Source organism: Pseudomonas sivasensis (assembly GCF_052938085.1).
In genome coordinates, this window is the sequence record NZ_CP176442.1 from 4,027,732 (window position 1) to 4,044,944 (window position 17,213).

General features: G+C 58.2%; 20 protein-coding genes and 1 tRNA gene. 13 read left to right on the plus strand and 8 right to left on the minus strand.

Features of this window, described 5'->3' with window-relative positions; all coding sequences use genetic code 11:
- Positions 1-33: 33 nt before the first annotated feature.
- From ACKZ62_RS18415 to accC, 9 genes are all read left to right on the plus strand, one after another.
- Positions 34-969: a LysR family transcriptional regulator gene (locus ACKZ62_RS18415; RefSeq protein WP_122764053.1), complete on the plus strand. Its 936-nt coding sequence runs from the start codon at positions 34-36 to the stop codon at positions 967-969.
- Positions 966-1,829 (plus strand): LysR family transcriptional regulator, encoded by an 864-nt coding sequence (locus ACKZ62_RS18420; RefSeq protein ID WP_032885533.1) that lies wholly within the window; start codon positions 966-968, stop codon positions 1,827-1,829. Before ACKZ62_RS18415 ends, ACKZ62_RS18420 begins: the two co-directional genes overlap by 4 nt.
- 228 nt (positions 1,830-2,057) lie before the next feature.
- Positions 2,058-2,483: a VOC family protein gene (locus ACKZ62_RS18425; protein WP_034105550.1), complete on the plus strand. Its 426-nt coding sequence runs from the start codon at positions 2,058-2,060 to the stop codon at positions 2,481-2,483.
- Positions 2,484-2,643: 160 nt separating this feature from the next.
- Positions 2,644-3,423 carry a 5-oxoprolinase subunit B family protein gene (locus ACKZ62_RS18430; RefSeq protein WP_122756377.1) on the plus strand — a complete coding sequence of 260 codons (780 nt, stop codon included), beginning with the start codon at positions 2,644-2,646 and terminating at the stop codon, positions 3,421-3,423.
- Complete coding sequence (locus ACKZ62_RS18435; RefSeq protein ID WP_447095633.1) at positions 3,420-4,361, plus strand: 5-oxoprolinase subunit C family protein; 942 nt, start codon at positions 3,420-3,422, stop codon at positions 4,359-4,361. Before ACKZ62_RS18430 ends, ACKZ62_RS18435 begins: the two co-directional genes overlap by 4 nt.
- Entirely contained in the window at positions 4,354-5,124 is a 771-nt protein-coding gene (locus tag ACKZ62_RS18440; RefSeq protein ID WP_447095634.1) for a LamB/YcsF family protein, read from the plus strand. The genes ACKZ62_RS18435 and ACKZ62_RS18440 overlap by 8 nt, the downstream gene beginning before the upstream one ends.
- Positions 5,125-5,364: 240 nt before the next feature.
- On the plus strand, positions 5,365-6,711 hold the full coding sequence (locus ACKZ62_RS18445; RefSeq protein WP_095186404.1) for an MFS transporter: 1,347 nt from the start codon (positions 5,365-5,367) through the stop codon (positions 6,709-6,711).
- A gap of 47 nt (positions 6,712-6,758) precedes the next feature.
- Complete coding sequence (gene accB / locus ACKZ62_RS18450) at positions 6,759-7,181, plus strand: acetyl-CoA carboxylase biotin carboxyl carrier protein (RefSeq protein WP_095186403.1); 423 nt, start codon at positions 6,759-6,761, stop codon at positions 7,179-7,181.
- 17 nt (positions 7,182-7,198) lie between these two features.
- A complete protein-coding gene (gene accC, locus ACKZ62_RS18455; protein ID WP_447095635.1) occupies positions 7,199-8,563 on the plus strand; it encodes an acetyl-CoA carboxylase biotin carboxylase subunit in 1,365 nt (454 codons plus the stop codon).
- A gap of 249 nt (positions 8,564-8,812) precedes the next feature.
- On the opposite strand, the gene ACKZ62_RS18460 is transcribed toward accC, so the two are convergent.
- From ACKZ62_RS18460 to ACKZ62_RS18480, 5 genes are all read right to left on the minus strand, one after another.
- Positions 8,813-8,888: transfer RNA gene (locus tag ACKZ62_RS18460), tRNA-Gly, on the minus strand.
- 60 nt (positions 8,889-8,948) lie between these two features.
- A complete protein-coding gene (pgsA, locus tag ACKZ62_RS18465) occupies positions 8,949-9,509 on the minus strand; it encodes a CDP-diacylglycerol--glycerol-3-phosphate 3-phosphatidyltransferase (protein WP_032886611.1) in 561 nt (186 codons plus the stop codon).
- A 32-nt stretch (positions 9,510-9,541) separates the two neighbouring features.
- Positions 9,542-11,365, minus strand: a complete 1,824-nt coding sequence (gene uvrC / locus ACKZ62_RS18470; protein WP_447095636.1) for an excinuclease ABC subunit UvrC — start codon at positions 11,363-11,365, stop codon at positions 9,542-9,544.
- Position 11,366: 1 nt separating this feature from the next.
- Positions 11,367-12,008, minus strand: coding sequence for a response regulator transcription factor GacA (gene gacA / locus ACKZ62_RS18475; RefSeq protein WP_032886613.1), 642 nt, complete (start codon positions 12,006-12,008; stop codon positions 11,367-11,369).
- A 151-nt stretch (positions 12,009-12,159) separates the two neighbouring features.
- Positions 12,160-12,525, minus strand: a complete 366-nt coding sequence (locus ACKZ62_RS18480) for a helix-turn-helix domain-containing protein (RefSeq protein WP_032886614.1) — start codon at positions 12,523-12,525, stop codon at positions 12,160-12,162.
- 82 nt (positions 12,526-12,607) lie between these two features.
- Here ACKZ62_RS18480 and ACKZ62_RS18485 point away from each other — a divergent pair, with 82 nt between their 5' ends.
- Complete coding sequence (locus ACKZ62_RS18485; RefSeq protein ID WP_032886615.1) at positions 12,608-12,847, plus strand: DNA-binding protein; 240 nt, start codon at positions 12,608-12,610, stop codon at positions 12,845-12,847.
- A 35-nt stretch (positions 12,848-12,882) separates the two neighbouring features.
- Here ACKZ62_RS18485 and ACKZ62_RS18490 read toward each other — a convergent pair whose 3' ends face one another.
- Both ACKZ62_RS18490 and ACKZ62_RS18495 read right to left on the minus strand, forming a co-directional pair.
- Positions 12,883-13,308 (minus strand): GNAT family N-acetyltransferase, encoded by a 426-nt coding sequence (locus ACKZ62_RS18490; protein WP_095186524.1) that lies wholly within the window; start codon positions 13,306-13,308, stop codon positions 12,883-12,885.
- On the minus strand, positions 13,309-14,058 hold the full coding sequence (locus tag ACKZ62_RS18495; protein ID WP_032886618.1) for a carbon-nitrogen hydrolase family protein: 750 nt from the start codon (positions 14,056-14,058) through the stop codon (positions 13,309-13,311).
- A 146-nt stretch (positions 14,059-14,204) separates the two neighbouring features.
- On the opposite strand from ACKZ62_RS18495, the gene ACKZ62_RS18500 reads away from it, so the two are divergent.
- From ACKZ62_RS18500 to dkgB, 3 genes are all read left to right on the plus strand, one after another.
- Positions 14,205-14,339, plus strand: coding sequence for a hypothetical protein (locus tag ACKZ62_RS18500; protein WP_256992687.1), 135 nt, complete (start codon positions 14,205-14,207; stop codon positions 14,337-14,339).
- A gap of 341 nt (positions 14,340-14,680) precedes the next feature.
- Positions 14,681-15,745, plus strand: a complete 1,065-nt coding sequence (locus ACKZ62_RS18505) for a 3-deoxy-7-phosphoheptulonate synthase (protein WP_032886619.1) — start codon at positions 14,681-14,683, stop codon at positions 15,743-15,745.
- 171 nt (positions 15,746-15,916) lie between these two features.
- Positions 15,917-16,735, plus strand: coding sequence for a 2,5-didehydrogluconate reductase DkgB (gene dkgB / locus ACKZ62_RS18510; RefSeq protein WP_447095637.1), 819 nt, complete (start codon positions 15,917-15,919; stop codon positions 16,733-16,735).
- On the opposite strand, the gene ACKZ62_RS18515 is transcribed toward dkgB, so the two are convergent.
- On the minus strand, positions 16,732-17,154 hold the full coding sequence (locus ACKZ62_RS18515; RefSeq protein ID WP_032886621.1) for an ANTAR domain-containing protein: 423 nt from the start codon (positions 17,152-17,154) through the stop codon (positions 16,732-16,734). The two genes, dkgB and ACKZ62_RS18515, sit on opposite strands and share 4 nt — an antisense overlap.
- Positions 17,155-17,213: the final 59 nt, after the last annotated feature.

A 17,213-nucleotide genomic window follows, 5' to 3' on the forward strand; every position in this document is an offset into this window, starting at 1 on the left:
CAATAAGGCGCCTTAACGCAAACGGTTATAACCATGCAGATTCCCGAGATAGAGGTGTTCGCTAACGTCGCCATCAGCAGCAGTTTGTCCGAGGCTGCGCGGCGGCTTGGGCTGTCGGCGATGACCGTCTCACGGCGTCTGGCGGCCCTGGAAAAAGAGCTGGGTGTGCGCCTGGTACACCGCACCACACGCTCCGTCGCACTCACGCCGGAAGGCGAAATGTACCTGCCTTACGCAAAGACCATGCTTGAGGCCAACGAAGCTGCGCGGGCCACGTTGAAAACCAGTGCGGGCAGTGCCAGCGGCACATTGAGGGTCACCGCGCCTAGCGTCTTTGGCCAAACCGTCATCATGCCGCTGCTGCCAGCCCTACTGGCTGACCACCCAACCCTCAAGGTCGACCTGACGCTATCGGATAGCATCATCGACATCGCCGGGCTCGGCATTGATGTGGCCATTCGTATCGCCACGCTGCGCGACTCGACATTGGTGGCTACCAACCTTGCGCCCAATCCGCGTGTCGTGTGCGCAAGCCCGGCCTACCTGGCGCAATGGGGCACACCGACGGTGCTGCATGACCTCAATCATCATCGATGCATCGCGTTGCACGGAATGCCCTATTGGCCGTTCACCAACGGCGAGAACGCCGTGGCCATTCGAGCTCAGGGCGCGTTTTCCGCCAACAGTGTCGAGGCGGTGCGCACTGCAAGCAAACAAGGTCTGGGCCTGGCCATGCTGACCTATTGGGATATCCGCAACGAACTTGCTGAAGGCTCACTCGTAAAGGTGAACCTTGAGGATGTGCTGCCCGAGCAACTGTCGATCACGGCGGTGCTACCGACACGTCAACATGTTCCGCACAGAGTGCGCGTGTTCGTTGAGCACCTGGAAAAAGTACTCAACAATACACACAGCGAACCAGACGACCTTCTGCGCCAACACCCCATCACGAATCCAGGTGCACCATGATCAGAGAGTTGAAGACATTTATATGTGTTACGCAGCGGGGCACGTTCGCAGCGGCTGGCCAGCAGGTTGGGCTGACGCAGTCTGCCGTCAGCGCTCAGATCAAAAGCCTTGAGGACAGCTTGGGCGTCAAATTGTTTGACCGTACCGGACGCTCAGCCACGCTCAATTCAGCAGGCCAACGTGCCATTCCCCTGGCCGAGGAAATCCTGCGGCTTTTCGGTCGAATGGGTGCCGCAGACAGCGGCAATGACTTCCACGGCGCACTGCGAATCGGCGCGATCGGCACGGTTCAGACCGGGATCCTGCCGCAGGCGCTGGTGGCTTTGAAGTCACAGGCGCCTTTCATCGAAACCAACCTTGTGCCGGGTGTGTCGTTGAACCTGCTCAGCCAGGTGGACGCTGGCGAGCTGGACCTGGCCATCATGATCAGACCGCCTTTTTCCCTACCCAAGGATCTGCATGCCGAAGTCATCGCGCGCGAGGCTTTCGTATTGATCACGTCCAAAGATGTAGTGGGCGATGACCCGCTGGCGATTCTGGCGGAACAACCTTTTGTGCGGTATGACCGAGGCTCGTTTGGCGGGCGGCTGGTCACCCAGTTTCTCAAGCAGCAAAAAATCCATGTACATCAGGCACTGGAGCTGGATGAACTGGATGCCATTGTCAAAATGGTACGCAGTGGGCTCGGCGTTTCGCTGGTACCCAAGGCGGGTCTATGGCTCGAACATGCGGATGATGTCAGGGTGCTGGAGTTGCGCCAGCTCACGTTTTTCAGGGAGATCGTACTGGTCTCAAAGTATCGGCAAAAACATTCACCGCTGTTCAACATCTTCCGGACCTGCGTCCTTGATGCGGTGTGATGTCTTCCGAATTCATATGAGCAATTGAAAATCAACCGCGGCACCGCAAGCTGTTGAGCGTTTGTACGACCTATCGTGGTGCAGCATGAACAACAATGGTGCAAAAGCCTGCACTACCGACTTACTCATCGAAATAATTCGTGCTCAGGACTCAGAATTTGCGCTTTTCCCCACTGTGTTTCCGGATAAGAATTGATTCAGATCAAAACAAATCAATAGGAAATCACCGTGAGCCTCTCCCCTTTCCATCTGGCAATTCCCGTCTACGATCTGGCCGCCACACGTCACTTCTACGGTGAGGTGTTCGGTCTTTCCGAAGGTCGCTCCAGCGACCAATGGGTAGACTTCGATTTCTACGGCCATCAACTGGTCATCCACGAGCACCCAAAGACAGCGTCGCAGGAAAGCGTCCACAGCAACCCGGTAGACGGCCACGACGTACCGGTTCCGCACTTCGGCATCATCCTCGAGTGGGCGCAATGGGAAGCGCTGGCAGAGCGCTTGAAAGCGCGCGCAACCAAGTTCGTGATCGAACCCTACATCCGCTTCCAGGGCCAAGTCGGCGAGCAGGCCACCATGTTCCTGTTCGACCCATGCGGCAATGCGCTGGAGTTCAAGGCGTTCAAGGATATGAGCCAGCTGTTCGCCAAGTAAGACGTTGTTCAAGCGACCGTCGCCATTAGAGCGACGGCGCACTCTCAAGCCGCGAAGCCTTGCTGTGTTGCGCCGGATACCTGTGAAAGCTCGTGCTTTCTCTGTCTCGCTGCACGCGCGTGGCCGATGCTTAGCCTGCCGCATGAGGATAGAGAACACTATGTCCGACCTCAGTTGCATTTTGGATGAGCCGCCAAGAGCGCCGCTCTCCACCGTGAAATGGCACTTTGAGCCGTGCGGTGATCGCTGCGTAATCCTTATATTTGGCAGCGTATTTTCCATTGACCTCAACCGTCAGGCCGCCTCGGTCGGCAGCCAATTACGCACTCTGGGCGCACACGGTCAACTGCCAGGCGTCACGGATGTTGTCTCTGCGATGGTGACCGTCGGCGTTCATTACTCTCCTGAGTCAATTGCCAGTCTTTTCCCCGGCGTATCGCCTTACGAATCGATCTGCAAACTTGTGACCGAGCGCCTCAAGGACTCGCACAGTGCTGCCGCAACGACAGTCACCCGCCTCGATATTCCCGTGTGCTACGACCCGGAATATGCCCCGGATCTTGAAGACATTGCACAGGCCTGCGGCCTGACCACCAACGAGGTCATCGCCGCTCACTCGGCCGACTGGCTGGATGTACTGATGGTCGGTTTCGCGCCAGGCCATCCTTACATCGGCATGCACGACAGCGCCCTGTCGCTGCCGCGTCGCGCAACACCGCGCACGCTTGTAAAGCAAGGCAGCATCGGCATCGCTAACCGACAAAGTGTGATTTACCCGGCTGATCTCCCCGGCGGCTGGAACCTCATAGGGCGTACACCGCTGCCCATGTTTTCTCCCTTGAGTCAGCCGCCGTGTCTTTTACAGGGCGGCGACCAGATTCGATTTGTACCCATTACCCGCCATGAATTTGATCTGTTGGCTCGGGAGAACACGAAGTGACCATCAAGGTAATCAAACCCGGCATGCTCTCAACCTTCCAGGACACCGGTCGCCATGGGTTCCAGCATTGGGGCGTACCCGTGGCCGGCGTGATGGATGAAGATGCGCATGCCCTGTGCAACTTGCTGGTCGGCAACCCTCGCACCTTCAGCACGTTGGAAATGACCCTGCAGGGCCCGACGCTGCATTTTCAGGCCAAAGCCTTGATTGCACTCGCTGGCGCAGACCTTGGCGCCGAGTTGGATGCGATCCCGCTCAAGCCCGGCGTGGCTGCCCTGGTGTCTCCCGGCAGCACCTTGAGTTTCGGCAAACGGCGACAGGGCGCCCGCAGTTACCTCGCGGTAGGGGGCGGCTTTTTGCTGCACCCGCTGATGAACAGCACCAGCACTTACTCCCGGGGCGGGTTCGGCGGGCTGCGCGGCCGCGCACTTCAAGCCGGGGATTTGATCCCCATCTGCTCATCGTTTGCCAACCCGCCACGCCTCAGCCCCCGCTCCCACTTTGGGCTGTACGAAGCGGTTGCCTGCGAACAGATAAGAGTGATCGCCGGAAGAGAATGGAAAGACTTTTCCGCCGAGTCCCAAGCGCACTTCTTGAACCATGACTACACCTTGAGCGGTGACTCTGACCGCATGGGCTACCGACTCGATGGCACACCGCTGGCGTTGTCTTCGCCCAAAGAACTGCTATCGGAAAGTGTCACGTTCGGCACCGTCCAGGTGCCCCCTAGCGGCAAGCCGCTGATCTTGATGGCCGACCGACAAACGACCGGCGGATATCCACGTATCGCCCAAGTAGCCAGCGTCGATCTGCCACGGCTCGCGCAGTTACTGCCGGGCGATAAGTTGCGATTCTCTCTTATAGATTTGAGCGCCGCCGAAACCTTGCTGCTCACCCGTGCTCGCACGCTCAAAGCGATGGAGGCCTTCAATGCCTGAAATAGATTTCAACAGCGACCTTGGCGAAGGCTTCAGCATTTATCGCGCAGGCGACGATGCAGCGATTCTGCCCCACCTCACCTCAGCCAATATCGCCTGCGGGTTTCACGCTGGGGATTCGCGCTCGATGCGCTCAACGGTGGCGCTGGCCGCACAGCTGGGTGTGGCAATCGGCGCCCATCCAGGCTTTGACGACCTGCAAGGTTTCGGTCGCCGGATGATGACGCTGTCCGAGGATGAAGTGTACGAACTCATCGTTTACCAAGTCAGTGCGTTGCTGGGCTTTACCAAAGCGGCCAAGGTCGAACTGCGCCACGTCAAACCCCATGGTGCGCTTTACAACTTCGCCGCGGTGCACCGCCCCACTGCCGATGCGATCTGCCGGGCAGTAAAAGACATTGATCCGAGCCTGATTCTTTTCGGCTTGTCGGGTAGCACCTTGGTCACTGCCGCCCAAGCCTGTGGTTTAACCGTGGCACAGGAAGTGTTTGCCGATCGCAGCTACCAGGAGGACGGCACACTGACGCCCCGCAGCCAGCCTGGCGCAATGATCGAAAACCTCCACGAGGCCATCGATCAAGTCATGAACATGCTGCATTTAGGCGAAGTGCGCACCACCCAAGGGACCTGGGTACCGGTGACGGCACACACGCTTTGCCTACACGGCGACCAGCCTGGCGCTGCAGCGTTTGCCAGTGCGATCAGGCAAGCCCTGCTCAAAGAAGGCATCACCATTCAAAAACCCGCGCGTGCGCGTATTTGAGTGACACCCACAACGTTTACCCATAATAAAAAGGAAACAACCATGCCTCGTGAATCAACCCCCTCGTTTTAACTGCCGAGCTTAAAACCTCGTCTGAGAGCTGAATAGTCAATGACGGATGCGTCTGGGCGCCTGCATGCCCGGATGAACTGTGCACTGTCGGTTTTCAGTACGTCACTTTCAAGGCAGGAACCTCTGCCACTTAACTCTTTTGGCCAATGGCCAGAGTGGAAGGTATTTATGTCTCGTGTTCTCTCTGAAAATACGCACTCGTCGCACCTCGACGTCGAGGCACACGCCACCAGCGGTACAACGCAGTCAGCCGTCATTGCCAAGCGCGCAGCCATGGCCTCGGCCACCGGCACCGCCGTTGAATACTATGAGTTCAGTATCTACGGCTATATGGCGACCATCATCGCACCTCTGTTCTTTCCGGGTGACAACCCTGCCGCTGCCCTCCTCGCCACACTGGCGGTGTTCGGCATTGCCTTTGTCATCCGCCCGATCGGCGGCGTGCTGCTCGGTCGCCTTGCCGATCGTATCGGTAGACGTCGAGTGCTGCTCAGCACCGTGATCGGGATGGGCACCGCAACTGCACTCATTGGGGTATTACCCACCACCGCACAGATCGGACTGGCCGCCCCTATCCTGCTGGTGCTGTTGCGACTGTCCCAAGGCTTCTTCGCCGGTGGCGAAGTGGTAGGCGCCGCGGCGTTTGTAGCGGAATCTTCTCCTAACGGCAGACGCGGGTTCTTCGGTTCATTCACACCGCTGGGGGTTGCCGTGGGTGGCGCAACCGGGGCGATTGTCTGCGGTATCACCACCGGGCTGCTCAGTGGCGAGCAGTTGCAGGCATGGGGCTGGCGCATCCCGTTTTTCTTGTCCATCCCGCTGGTTATGTTCTCGTTTTATATGCGGCACAACGTTGAAGAAACGCCGGAATTCAAAGCTTTCCTTGAGAAGGAAAAGCCACCGGTAGCGCCGGTCAAAGAGGTATTCAGCAAAAACCTGCCGGCATTGCTGCGGGTCATCGTATTTGCCTCTGCACAGAATGCGGGTTACTTCATCGGGATGGTGTTCATGAACATCTACCTCACGACGTACCTGCACTTCGACAAATCCAAAGTCTACTGGGTGATAGCAGTGATCAGCCTGTGCATGGCAGCGATGATGCCGTTCTGGGGTGGTTTGTCAGACCGAATCGGTCGTAGGAAGGCGCTGAGTATCGGCTTTCTGGGCTACGCGATTCTGGTGATTCCCATGATGATCCTGATGGACAGCGGCAGCCTCTGGATCGCCGCACTGGCCATGTTCGTCGCGACCCTGCCTATGCCGATCGTTCAATCGGTTGGCTACCCGACTTACGCAGAACAATTCCCGACACGTGTGCGCTACACGGCCATGGCGATCAGCATCAACTTGGGCGCCATCCTGGGCGGCGGGATCACCCCCTACGTGGTCACCTCGATTATCACCAAGACCGGCAATTTACTGGTACCGGGCTATTTCATGGCAGGCGCGGCAGTGTGTGCCTTATTAGCGATTCTCACCTTGCGTGAAACCTCCAAGGGCAACCTCCTTAGATAGTTCGACGCCACGTTACGCCCCCAACCCAAGCATAAGGTTGCAGCAGCATGGACATTGAAAAAGTAAAAGAACTGGTCAAGTTGATCGAAGGATCAGGCTTGGCGGAGATTGATTTCAAAGAAGGCAGCAATCGGGTCCGTCTTCGTCGAGACCGTAAACCGGCCGCCGCTCCCCAGGCGGTCGCTCCCTCGCCACTATCCGAGTCGCAGACGGTACAGGTCGAGCCAAAACCCGCCGGCACGTTCATCACGGCACCGATGGTGGGCGTGTTCTACCGCAAGGCCTCGGCGACTTCGGCAGCGTTTGTTGAGATTGGCCAATCCGTGGCAAAAGGCGATGTCCTGTGCATTGTGGAAGCCATGAAAATGATGAACACGGTGGAGGCAACCTGCAGTGGGGTCATTGAGGCAATCATGGTCGAAGACGGTCAGCCCGTTGAATACGACCAGCCCATGTTCAACATTGTTTGAGCGACGCGGAGGTCAGAATGAGTGAAGTCGCAAAACTGCAAAAAGTAGTCATCGCCAACCGTGGTGAAATTGCTTTGCGTATCGTGCGTGCCTGTAAAGAACTGGACATCAAGACCGTCGCTGTTTACTCGACGGCCGATACCGAATTGATGCACGTGAAACTGGCGGACGAAAGCATCTGCATCGGCCCGCCACTGGCCACGAACTCGTACCTGAAAGTCTCGAACATCATCGCCGCGGCTGAAGTGACCGGCGCTGATGGTATCCACCCGGGCTACGGCTTCCTCGCGGAAAACGCCGATTTCGCCGAACAGGTGGAGAAATCCGGGTTTGCTTTCATTGGCCCTAAAGCCGAAACCATTCGCCTGATGGGCGACAAGGTATCGTCCAAGGACGCCATGATCGCAGCCGGCGTACCAACCGTTCCTGGCTCAGACGGCCCACTGCCTGAAGACGAGGAAACCGCTCTGCGCATTGGTCGCGAAGTCGGTTACCCAGTGATCATCAAGGCCGCCGGTGGCGGTGGTGGTCGCGGCATGCGCGTGGTGCACAAGGAAGAAGACCTGATCGAAGCGGCCAAGCAGACCCGTTCCGAAGCGGGTGCCTGGTTCGGCAACCCGATGGTCTACCTGGAAAAGTACCTGACCAACCCACGTCACGTGGAAGTGCAGGTTCTGTCCGACGGCCAAGGCCACGCCATCCACCTGGGCGACCGCGATTGCTCTCTGCAACGTCGTCACCAGAAGGTGTTGGAAGAAGCGCCGGCACCAGGCCTGGATGAAAAGGCTCGCCAGGAAGTTCTGGCTCGCTGCGTCAAGGCGTGCATCGACATCAACTACCGTGGCGCCGGTACCTTCGAGTTCCTCTACGAGAACGGCCGCTTCTACTTCATCGAGATGAACACTCGTGTGCAGGTAGAGCACCCGGTTTCGGAGATGGTCACCGGTATCGACATCGTCAAGGAGATGCTGAGCATCGCCGCTGGCAACGTGCTGTCCTTCACCCAGGACGACGTGAAGATGCATGGCCACTCCCTGGAGTGCCGCATCAACGCCGAAGACCCGAAAACCTTTATCCCAAGCCCTGGCCTGGTCAAGCATTTCCACGCGCCCGGCGGCAACGGCGTACGTGTGGATTCGCACCTGTACAGCGGCTACAAGGTTCCGTCCAACTACGACTCGTTGATCGGCAAGCTGATCACCTGGGGCGCCACCCGCGACGAGGCCATGGCCCGTATGCGTAACGCCCTGGACGAAATCGTGGTCGACGGCATCAAGACCAACATCCCGCTGCATCGGGACCTGGTTCGTGATGAAGGCTTCTGCGAAGGTGGTGTGAACATTCACTATCTGGAACACAAACTGGCGGATCAGCATGGGTGACAAGCCGTCAAAGTTGCTGAGTTCCTGTTAGGAAGTCAGCACCTAATGCTCCTACGGTAACCTGAAGAGGCAAGCCAACATACGATTTCCAGGCGCCCCGTAAAAACGCCGTAAGACATCACTCAAACGTACGGGATTACCCTGGTTTACAGTGGTTTTGCGCAGAAACGAAAAAAGACGCCGAAGCGTCCATTCCATAACTCACAGGCAAAAAAAAGCCACTCTATTGAGTGGCTTTTTCGTAATGCTTGGAGCGGGAAACGAGACTCGAACTCGCGACCCCGACCTTGGCAAGGTCGTGCTCTACCAACTGAGCTATTCCCGCTTGGTGATGCGCATTCTATAGAATCCTGAGCACCCGTCAACCTCTTGATTCAAAAAAGTTTTATTTCTTTTCAACAGTAGTGCGCAGATGTGGCCAGGCAGCGCGCAGATACTGGAGCATTGACCACAGGGTCAGACCAGCGGCGATAAGCAGCAAGGCGTAGCCCAGCAATACCCAAAAGGAGAAATCGGACGGGTTCGCCAGCAGGATGACCAGCGCGAGCATTTGCGCGGCAGTTTTCCATTTCCCCATGTTGGACACGGCTACGTGGGCGCGGGCGCCAATTTCGGCCATCCATTCGCGCAGAGCCGAAACGACGATCTCACGACCGATGATCACCGCGGCCGGCAGGGTCAGCCACAGATTACCGTGCTCTTGCACCAGCAGGACCAGAGCGACAGCCACCATCAGCTTGTCGGCCACGGGGTCCAGGAACGCGCCAAAAGGCGTGCTCTGCTCCAAGCGGCGGGCCAGGTAGCCGTCAAGCCAGTCGGTGGCAGCCGCAAAGGCGAACACCGAACTGGAGGCCAAGTAGCTCCATTCGTACGGCAGATAGAACAACAAAATGAAAATCGGGATAAGCAAGACGCGTAGAACGGTGATCAGATTAGGGATATTCATCGGCACAACTGGCTACGAGGTGGAAAGGCATTCTATTCGCTGTGCAGATTCGCATAAATCAGCTCAGCGAGCTTTTTACTGATACCGGGTGCTTTGGCTATCTCGTCAATGCTGGCACGGGATAGCTCCTGCAAGCCACCAAAATGTTTAAGCAAGTCGCGACGTCGCGTCGGGCCGACCCCGGCCACCCCTTCCAGAGTTGAGGTTCGCCGGGTTTTGCCACGGCGGGCGCGGTGGCCGGTAATGGCGAAACGGTGAGCTTCGTCGCGAATCTGTTGAATCAAATGCAGCGCGGGCGAATCGCCCTTCAAAGTGAACTCATGGGCGGCATCATTCAAGTACAACGTCTCGAAACCCGCTTTGCGTGTGGCCCCCTTGGCCACGCCGAGCAGGATCAGGTCAGGTACCGCCAGCTCGTTGAGCACGTCGCGGGCCATGGACAGTTGCCCCTTGCCGCCGTCGACCAGAAGGATATCCGGCAACCTGCCCTCCCCGTCCTTCAACTTACTGAAGCGGCGCGTGAGAGCCTGGTGCATGGCGGCGTAGTCATCGCCGGCGGTCACGCCTTCGATGTTGTAGCGCCGGTAGTCGGACTTGATCGGCCCTTCCGGACCAAACACCACACAGGAGGCTACGGTGGCCTCGCCGCTGGAGTGGCTGATGTCGTAGCACTCCAGACGCTGTGGTGGCTCGTCCAGATTGAGGAATTCGGCCAGGGCGTCGAAACGTGCGGCAACATGCTGCCGGTTGGCCAGGCGCGCACTCAGGGCCTGCTCGGCATTGGTCACCGCCAATTGCTGCCAACGCGCGCGGGTGCCGCGTACGCGGTGGCTGATGTCCAGCTCGCGGCCACGCAGTTCGTGGATCGCCTCGATTAAGGTGGGGAAGTCTTCGTGCACTACGTTGACGATCAGCTCCGACGGCAGGTCGCGCTCAGGGCTGCTCACGTAGTACTGGCCCAGGAAGGCGGCCATGACTTCGGCTACTTCCTCGTCGATACCGGTCTGCGGGAAGAAGTTCTTGCTGCCGAGCACTCGCCCGCCGCGCACGCTGATCAGGTGCACACAAGCGCCGCCCGGGTTGACGAAGGCCGCTATCACGTCAACGTCGCCGGTGCCACCTTCCATGCTTTGTTGGTCCTGGACACGGCGCAGCAAGGAGATCTGGTCGCGTAGCTCCGCAGCCCGCTCAAAATCCAGGGTACTCGCCGCCTGCTCCATGGCTGCCGATAGCTCATCGGTGAGCGCATTGCTGCGTCCTTCTAGGAACATCACCGAATGGCGCACATCCTCGGCGTACTCCGACGGTTCCACCAAGCCCACACAGGGCGCCTTGCAGCGTTTGATCTGATATTGCAGGCAAGGCCGCGTGCGATTCTTGTAGAAACTGTCTTCACACTGGCGCACAAAAAAGGTTTTTTGCAGCAGGCTCAAGCTTTCACGAATTGCCCCAGCGCTGGGATAAGGCCCGAAGTACTTGCCCTTAGCCTTCTTCGCCCCGCGGTGAATGCTCAGGCGCGGGAAATTACCGTCCGATAAAAACACATAGGGGTAGGATTTATCGTCACGCAGCAGAATGTTGTAGGGCGGCCGCCATTCCTTGATCAGCGTCTGCTCAAGCAACAGCGCTTCGGTCTCATTGGCGGTGATGGTGGTTTCGACCTGGGCGATGCGCGCTACCAGGGCGGCGGTTTTCGGCGCGAGACCGCTCTTGCGAAAATAGCTCGCCAGACGATTTTTCAGGTTCTTGGCTTTGCCGACGTAAAGCAGGCGGGCCTCGCTGTCGAACATGCGGTACACGCCAGGGCGGCCACTGCAGGTTGAGAGAAAGGCACTCGGATCAAACGGTGTGGTCATGTCAGGCGCTGGCGTCCACCATGCCGTGGCGCACCGCGAGCAGGGTCAATTCAACATCACTGCTGATGGCGAGCTTCTCGAAAATGCGATAGCGGTAGGTATTAACGGTCTTGGGTGAGAGGCACAGTTTGTCGGAGATCGTCTGGACCTTCTGGCAACCGACGATCATCAAGGCGATCTGGATTTCCCGCTCCGACAGTGCATCAAACGGCGAGTCGCTGACAGGCTGGAAGGACTTGATGGCCAACTGCTGAGCAATCTGCGGGCTGATGTAGCGCTGGCCGGCAAACACCAGGCGAATGGCTTGGACCATTTCCGCCAAGCCTGCCCCTTTAGTGAGGTAACCCGCAGCACCAGCCTGCAGCAGACGTGTCGGGAACGGGTCTTCCTCGCACACAGTCACCACCACGACTTTGATGTCCGGATGGCTGCGCAGCAATTTGGTCGTTGCACCAAGACCGCCGATCCCAGGCATCTTGACGTCCATCAACACCACATCGGGTTTCAACTCCCGGGCCTTAATCAGGGATTCCTCCCCCGACTCGGCCTGGCCGACTACTTGCAGGCCATCGATGTCAGCCAGCATTCGTGTAATGCCTGTACGAACGAGATCATGGTCATCGACTACTAGCACCCTAATCAAGCAGACACCTCGCGAAATGGTCTTATAGGTTGCCGAACACCTTAGCAAAAAACCAAGGCGCAGACCTAGTTGCACGCGTCATATATATGGAGTTTGGTTAAGCGACGGCCACCCGCCGGGAGGCGGATGGCTCAATTTGCTGGGCGAAGCGTCAGGAATCCTGGGGGTTTGGCTTGGCTTTTCCATTCATCGACGATGAATGCTCGGCCAAAGTAGAGGTCAGGCGACGGATCGCAGCCTGGTCTTCCTTGAACATTGCGCGGTAATCCCCGAGTACCTTCTCTTCGATGTGGCTCAGGTTTTCCAATTGAATCGGCGTGGCTGCGCCAGTCAAAACGTACAGCACATCCACACCTCTCGCGGCGACGCGAGACAAGTAGTCCGCTTTAGGTGCACGTCCTCCACTTTCGTATTTACCTTGTGCGTTGGCTTCAACGCCTCCGATTTCACCAAATACTTTTTGCGACAGACCAAGTCGCTCCCTTTCTTGCCTCAAACGCAAACCGATTCCACTCATTTGGATGTATGATCCTGTTTGGCACACCCCAAGAGGTGACACTCTCATCCCTTATTTAAACAAACTTGAACGGTTTTGAACTATGCCCGGAATCCGTACCGCAGCACAAGCCAAGGCCTGGCTGGAACACCAAGGCAAGTCAGTTCAAGCGTTCGCTCGAGAACATGGCGTCGATCCGGCAACCACCTATCAAGTGCTCGCTGGGCGCAAAAAGGGACGGCGTGGGGAGGCCCACAAGGTAGCGGTCCTTTTGGGTATGAAAGAAGGGATTATCCTTTCTGAGGCTGATGGCCAAAACGCCGATCAGGAAGTCAACTCCTGAAGCCAGTATGCGCTTATTAGGATTGAACGCATGGTTTAGCTGCAGACACGCTCCATACGCAAGAAGTAGTCTTCTTCGCCCACGATATTGAATCCCATACGCAGATAGAGTTTTTTGGCCGGATTCGTCTTGAACACGGTCAGGCGCAACAGGCCCAGCACCTGCGCCTTGAGCGTCATCTGCGCCAATACCCAACTCCCGGCGCCGATCCCGCGACAGTCTTCGAGCAGATGCAACTCCCGAATGTAGAGCGCCCGGCTATCACGGCTCAGACTGATAAACCCCAAAACGGTGTCGTCCCGGCAAATCAGCCAGTTTTCCCGACCTGCCCACGCGGTGTCGAAGCCATCGTTGGACCACCACAACCCGTACTGAACGTAATAGCGGGCCATGGCTTGTTGGGTCAGCGTTCGTGCAAAGGACAGGTCCTGGTCGGTCGCAGCGCGCAGGTGAAAGGCCATTTACAGAGCTATCACTTGGCTGGTCCAACGCTCGGCGTGGCGACTCGCGATCAGCAGCGCATTCCCTACCCCGGGCACAACAGCAAGCAAACTGCCATCGGCGGCCCAGATCGCACTGCGACCCGCGCAGGCCCAGCCACCCGAAGGCCCACCATGGTTCGCCATCAACACCAGCAAGCCATATTCAGCGGCGTAGCCTTGGAGCAGCGCACTGTCAGTTGCGTAGCCGCCTTCACTGATCAGCACACCGGCGGCATAGACAGTGGCGCCCACTTGCGCCGCAGCACGCGGATGACTGGCGTGGGAAAAGTCTGCACACACCGCCAGTGAAATCCGGTCAGCCCCAAATTCAACAACAGCACCGCCCTGCCCTGGGACAAACGCGGCTTCTTCGCCGTCATGCAGATGTTGCTTGGTATAGACCGCCAGGGAGCCGTCCGCGCCCAGCACCAGAGCACCGATCAACACACCCGCCTCTGGCGCCAGTCGGATCGGCATACCCACCACCGCCGTCAGTCGCAGCTCCTGCGCCATTTCACGCAAGGGCGCCAGCACCCGATCCTCTGGCGCAATCGCCAGTTCAGCGGCCAGCGACGGCTCATAGCCCGTCAACGACAACTCGGGGAACACCAGCAGTTGCACCCCCTGCTCCGCTGCAGCACGCATAAATGCCAGATGGCGTTCGATGTTGGCCGGCACATCGCCCGCAATGGAAATGGATTGAGCAGCAGCAAGGCTGAAGGCAGTCATGGTCGCGTCCAAGCAATCGGTATGTGAGTGTGACCAGCATATCGGCACTCACCCCATAGCCGTAAGTACCCCCATACAATAGAAATTACTGATTGAATCTCCCTGCTTGCCTCTAGTAAGCTCCGACCATCATTTGGAGACACACCATGTTGCAACTCACCCACACTCAGGTTTGCACTGCTGCCAGCGCCCAGCGCTCGGTGTCGGCTACCCGTGTGAACGGTTCGAGCGCACTGGTCAGCTTTTATTTTGGGTATTGGTTTAGCCACTGGCGCGCCTGATACCTGAAATCGGCGCCCACTACTCAAGGGGTCGCCTACCAGAGAAATCTAACCCCCGGTCGGCTCCCCGACCGGGGGTTTTGTTTTTCAGGCCTCCATACACTTTTCAACTTGGTCAAGAACACTTAAAGGAATCACGACATGAACTACGCCACCTATTACCGCTACGACACTTGCACTGCATGGCGATTTAGCAAGCTCCGCTCGGGACAGCCTGCCGCCTCCGATCGGTCACCTATTGGTGGCAAGCCAACACACGTAGCCGATACGGCCAATTGTCGAACACCCCAGTAGGCCAAGCGCGCGGGAATAGCCCGCCGCTTGACCAGGAAGCCTTGAATATGAACTCCTCCGTCGCCGCTCTACCCGTTGCCGCTCTGACTTGCGCCAATGAAACCCTGACCCAGCGTCTGCCCAGCTCCCTTGAGCTCAAGCACCAACTGCCCCTCAGCCCGTTCCTCACTGAACAGATCCACGCCCATCGCCAAGCCGTGCGCGCCATCCTCAATGGCGAAGATTCGCGCTTGCTGGTGATCGTCGGCCCATGCTCGATCCACGACCCGGAATCGGCCATGGAATACGCCCGCAACCTGAAGAAACTGGCCCTTGAGGTCAGTGACCAGATGTTGCTGGTGATCCGCGCCTACGTCGAAAAACCACGCACGACGATCGGCTGGAAAGGCCTGGCCTACGATCCTCGCCTGGATGGCAGTGATGACATGGCCGCCGGTTTAACCCTGTCACGCGAACTGATGCGCGAGATGCTACGCCTGGGCCTGCCCGTCGCCACTGAACTGCTGCAACCCATGGCCGCCGGCTACTTCGATGACCTGCTCAGCTGGGTGGCGATTGGCGCGCGCACCACGGAATCGCAGATCCACCGCGAAATGGCCAGCGGCCTGGGCATGCCCGTGGGTTTCAAGAACGGCACCGACGGCGGCGTCGCGATTGCCTGTGACGCCATGCGTTCGGCGTCCCATCCGCACCGTCACTTCGGCGTCGACAGCCAGGGCCACCCGGCCATCATTCAGACCTCAGGTAACCCCGATACCCACCTGGTGCTGCGCGGTGGTCACCGTGGGCCGAACTACGATGCTCAGAGCGTGGCTGAGGTGAAGCACGGCCTGACCCAATCCAAGGTCATGCCACGGATCATGGTCGATTGCAGCCACGCTAACAGCGGCAAGGATCCACTGCGTCAGCCGGCCGTCTTCAATGACGTGCTGGAGCAACGCTTGCAGGGTGACACCTCGCTGATCGGCATGATGCTCGAAAGCCATTTGTTCGAAGGCTGCCAGCCGTTGAGCCCTTCGATGAAATACGGTGTGTCAGTGACAGACGGCTGCCTGGGCTGGACCGCCACCGAGCAGTTGTTGCGAGCGGCTGCCGAGCGCCTGCGCGCTTAAGATTGATCGTTCAAGGCGCTGCTACAGTGGGTACAGCGCCTCATGCCCCAGCCCCACACACTTGCCATTCGTGACATTCAGTCAAGAGTCCTTTTCGGATTCGACTGTGTTTGCAAAGGAACGACGAGGGGATACTTGACTCCATTGCCTACAGCCCTCATGGAGTTACTGATGTCTATCCTCACGCAAAAAGTCCCCGCCTTCGGCCTCGGCACCTTTCGCCTGCAAGGCCAAGTGGTGATCGACTCCGTCAGCACCGGCCTTGAACTGGGCTACCGCGCCATCGACACCGCGCAAATCTACGAGAACGAAGCAGATGTCGGCCAAGCAATCGCCGACAGTGGCATCCCAAGGGATGAGCTGTTTATCACCAGCAAGATCTGGATCGCCAATTTCGCCGAAGGCCAACTGATCCCAAGCCTCAAGGAAAGCCTGCGCAAGCTCAAGACCGATTACCTGGACCTGACCCTGATCCACTGGCCATCGCCGGAAGACCAAGTGCCCGTCGCCGAGTTCATGGGGCAGTTGCTGGAAGCCAAACGCCTGGGCCTGACGCGCCAGATTGGTATTTCCAACTTCACCATCGACCTGATGAAGCAGGCCATCGCAGCCGTGGGCGCCGAGCACATCGCTACCAACCAAATCGAACTGCACCCCTACCTGCAAAACCAGCACGTCGTGGATTTTGCCACCGCCAACGGTATCCAGATCACCTCATACATGACTCTGGCTTACGGCGAAGTGCTCAAAGACCCCGTGATCCAGCAGATCGCGAAGCACCACCAAGCCACCCCGGCACAAGTCGCCCTGGCCTGGGCCATGCAGTTGGGTTACGCGGTCATCCCTTCGTCAACCAAACACGCCAATCTGGAAAGCAACCTCAAGGCCATGCAGCTGACCTTGAGCCCTGCCGATATGGCGCAGATTGCCGGGCTGGAACGTGGCCACCGCTTGACCAGCCCCAAGGGCATCGCGCCGAAGTGGGACTAAACCCCGGCCACCGTTTTGCGCGATAATTCGCGCAGCCACGGCAGCACCCGCAGGCCGACCGTGGCCTCGGGTGGGTCGATAATGTCCATGAAATGTTCGAGATTGACGTTGTCCGGCACACCGGGAAGCCGTACCACCACCGCCGATGTTGCGCCGCAGGGTGCCCCCAAATCCAGGTGATCGTAGACCAGTACATGGCGCACCTGGGGCTGGGGCCCGCAGCCATGGGTTATCAAACCCGCGCTGATAATCAGCACGTCAAAGGGTTCGGCTGGGATAGCCGTGAGTATCTGGACTTCTTCGAAGGTTTGTACCGGCACGATCCGGTGGTACCCCAACTGATTGAGCATTTTTTCGATGTACAACCGTTGCAGGTGTTGTTCATCAGCAATCAGGATGGTCAGTGCTTTGTTCGGCATGGCAAACACCTGGGCAGGCAGCGCTCGTCAGTGAGCGACGCCTATTTTCCAGACATATC

Excerpts from the sequence above, each read along its gene's own strand:
- ACKZ62_RS18415 (WP_122764053.1), top strand. The coding sequence starts at position 34 with ATGCAGATTCCCGAGATAGAGGTGTTCGCTAACGTCGCCATCAGCAGC.
- ACKZ62_RS18420 (WP_032885533.1), top strand. The coding sequence starts at position 966 with ATGATCAGAGAGTTGAAGACATTTATATGTGTTACGCAGCGGGGCACG.
- ACKZ62_RS18430 (WP_122756377.1), top strand. The coding sequence starts at position 2,644 with ATGTCCGACCTCAGTTGCATTTTGGATGAGCCGCCAAGAGCGCCGCTC.
- ACKZ62_RS18440 (WP_447095634.1), top strand. The coding sequence starts at position 4,354 with ATGCCTGAAATAGATTTCAACAGCGACCTTGGCGAAGGCTTCAGCATT.
- ACKZ62_RS18445 (WP_095186404.1), top strand. The coding sequence starts at position 5,365 with ATGTCTCGTGTTCTCTCTGAAAATACGCACTCGTCGCACCTCGACGTC.
- accB (WP_095186403.1), top strand. The coding sequence starts at position 6,759 with ATGGACATTGAAAAAGTAAAAGAACTGGTCAAGTTGATCGAAGGATCA.
- accC (WP_447095635.1), top strand. The coding sequence starts at position 7,199 with ATGAGTGAAGTCGCAAAACTGCAAAAAGTAGTCATCGCCAACCGTGGT.
- pgsA (WP_032886611.1), bottom strand. The coding sequence starts at position 9,509 with ATGAATATCCCTAATCTGATCACCGTTCTACGCGTCTTGCTTATCCCG.
- uvrC (WP_447095636.1), bottom strand. The coding sequence starts at position 11,365 with ATGACCACACCGTTTGATCCGAGTGCCTTTCTCTCAACCTGCAGTGGC.
- ACKZ62_RS18480 (WP_032886614.1), bottom strand. The coding sequence starts at position 12,525 with ATGAGTGGAATCGGTTTGCGTTTGAGGCAAGAAAGGGAGCGACTTGGT.
- ACKZ62_RS18485 (WP_032886615.1), top strand. The coding sequence starts at position 12,608 with ATGCCCGGAATCCGTACCGCAGCACAAGCCAAGGCCTGGCTGGAACAC.
- ACKZ62_RS18490 (WP_095186524.1), bottom strand. The coding sequence starts at position 13,308 with ATGGCCTTTCACCTGCGCGCTGCGACCGACCAGGACCTGTCCTTTGCA.
- ACKZ62_RS18495 (WP_032886618.1), bottom strand. The coding sequence starts at position 14,058 with ATGACTGCCTTCAGCCTTGCTGCTGCTCAATCCATTTCCATTGCGGGC.
- ACKZ62_RS18500 (WP_256992687.1), top strand. The coding sequence starts at position 14,205 with ATGTTGCAACTCACCCACACTCAGGTTTGCACTGCTGCCAGCGCCCAG.
- ACKZ62_RS18505 (WP_032886619.1), top strand. The coding sequence starts at position 14,681 with ATGAACTCCTCCGTCGCCGCTCTACCCGTTGCCGCTCTGACTTGCGCC.
- dkgB (WP_447095637.1), top strand. The coding sequence starts at position 15,917 with ATGTCTATCCTCACGCAAAAAGTCCCCGCCTTCGGCCTCGGCACCTTT.
- ACKZ62_RS18515 (WP_032886621.1), bottom strand. The coding sequence starts at position 17,154 with ATGCCGAACAAAGCACTGACCATCCTGATTGCTGATGAACAACACCTG.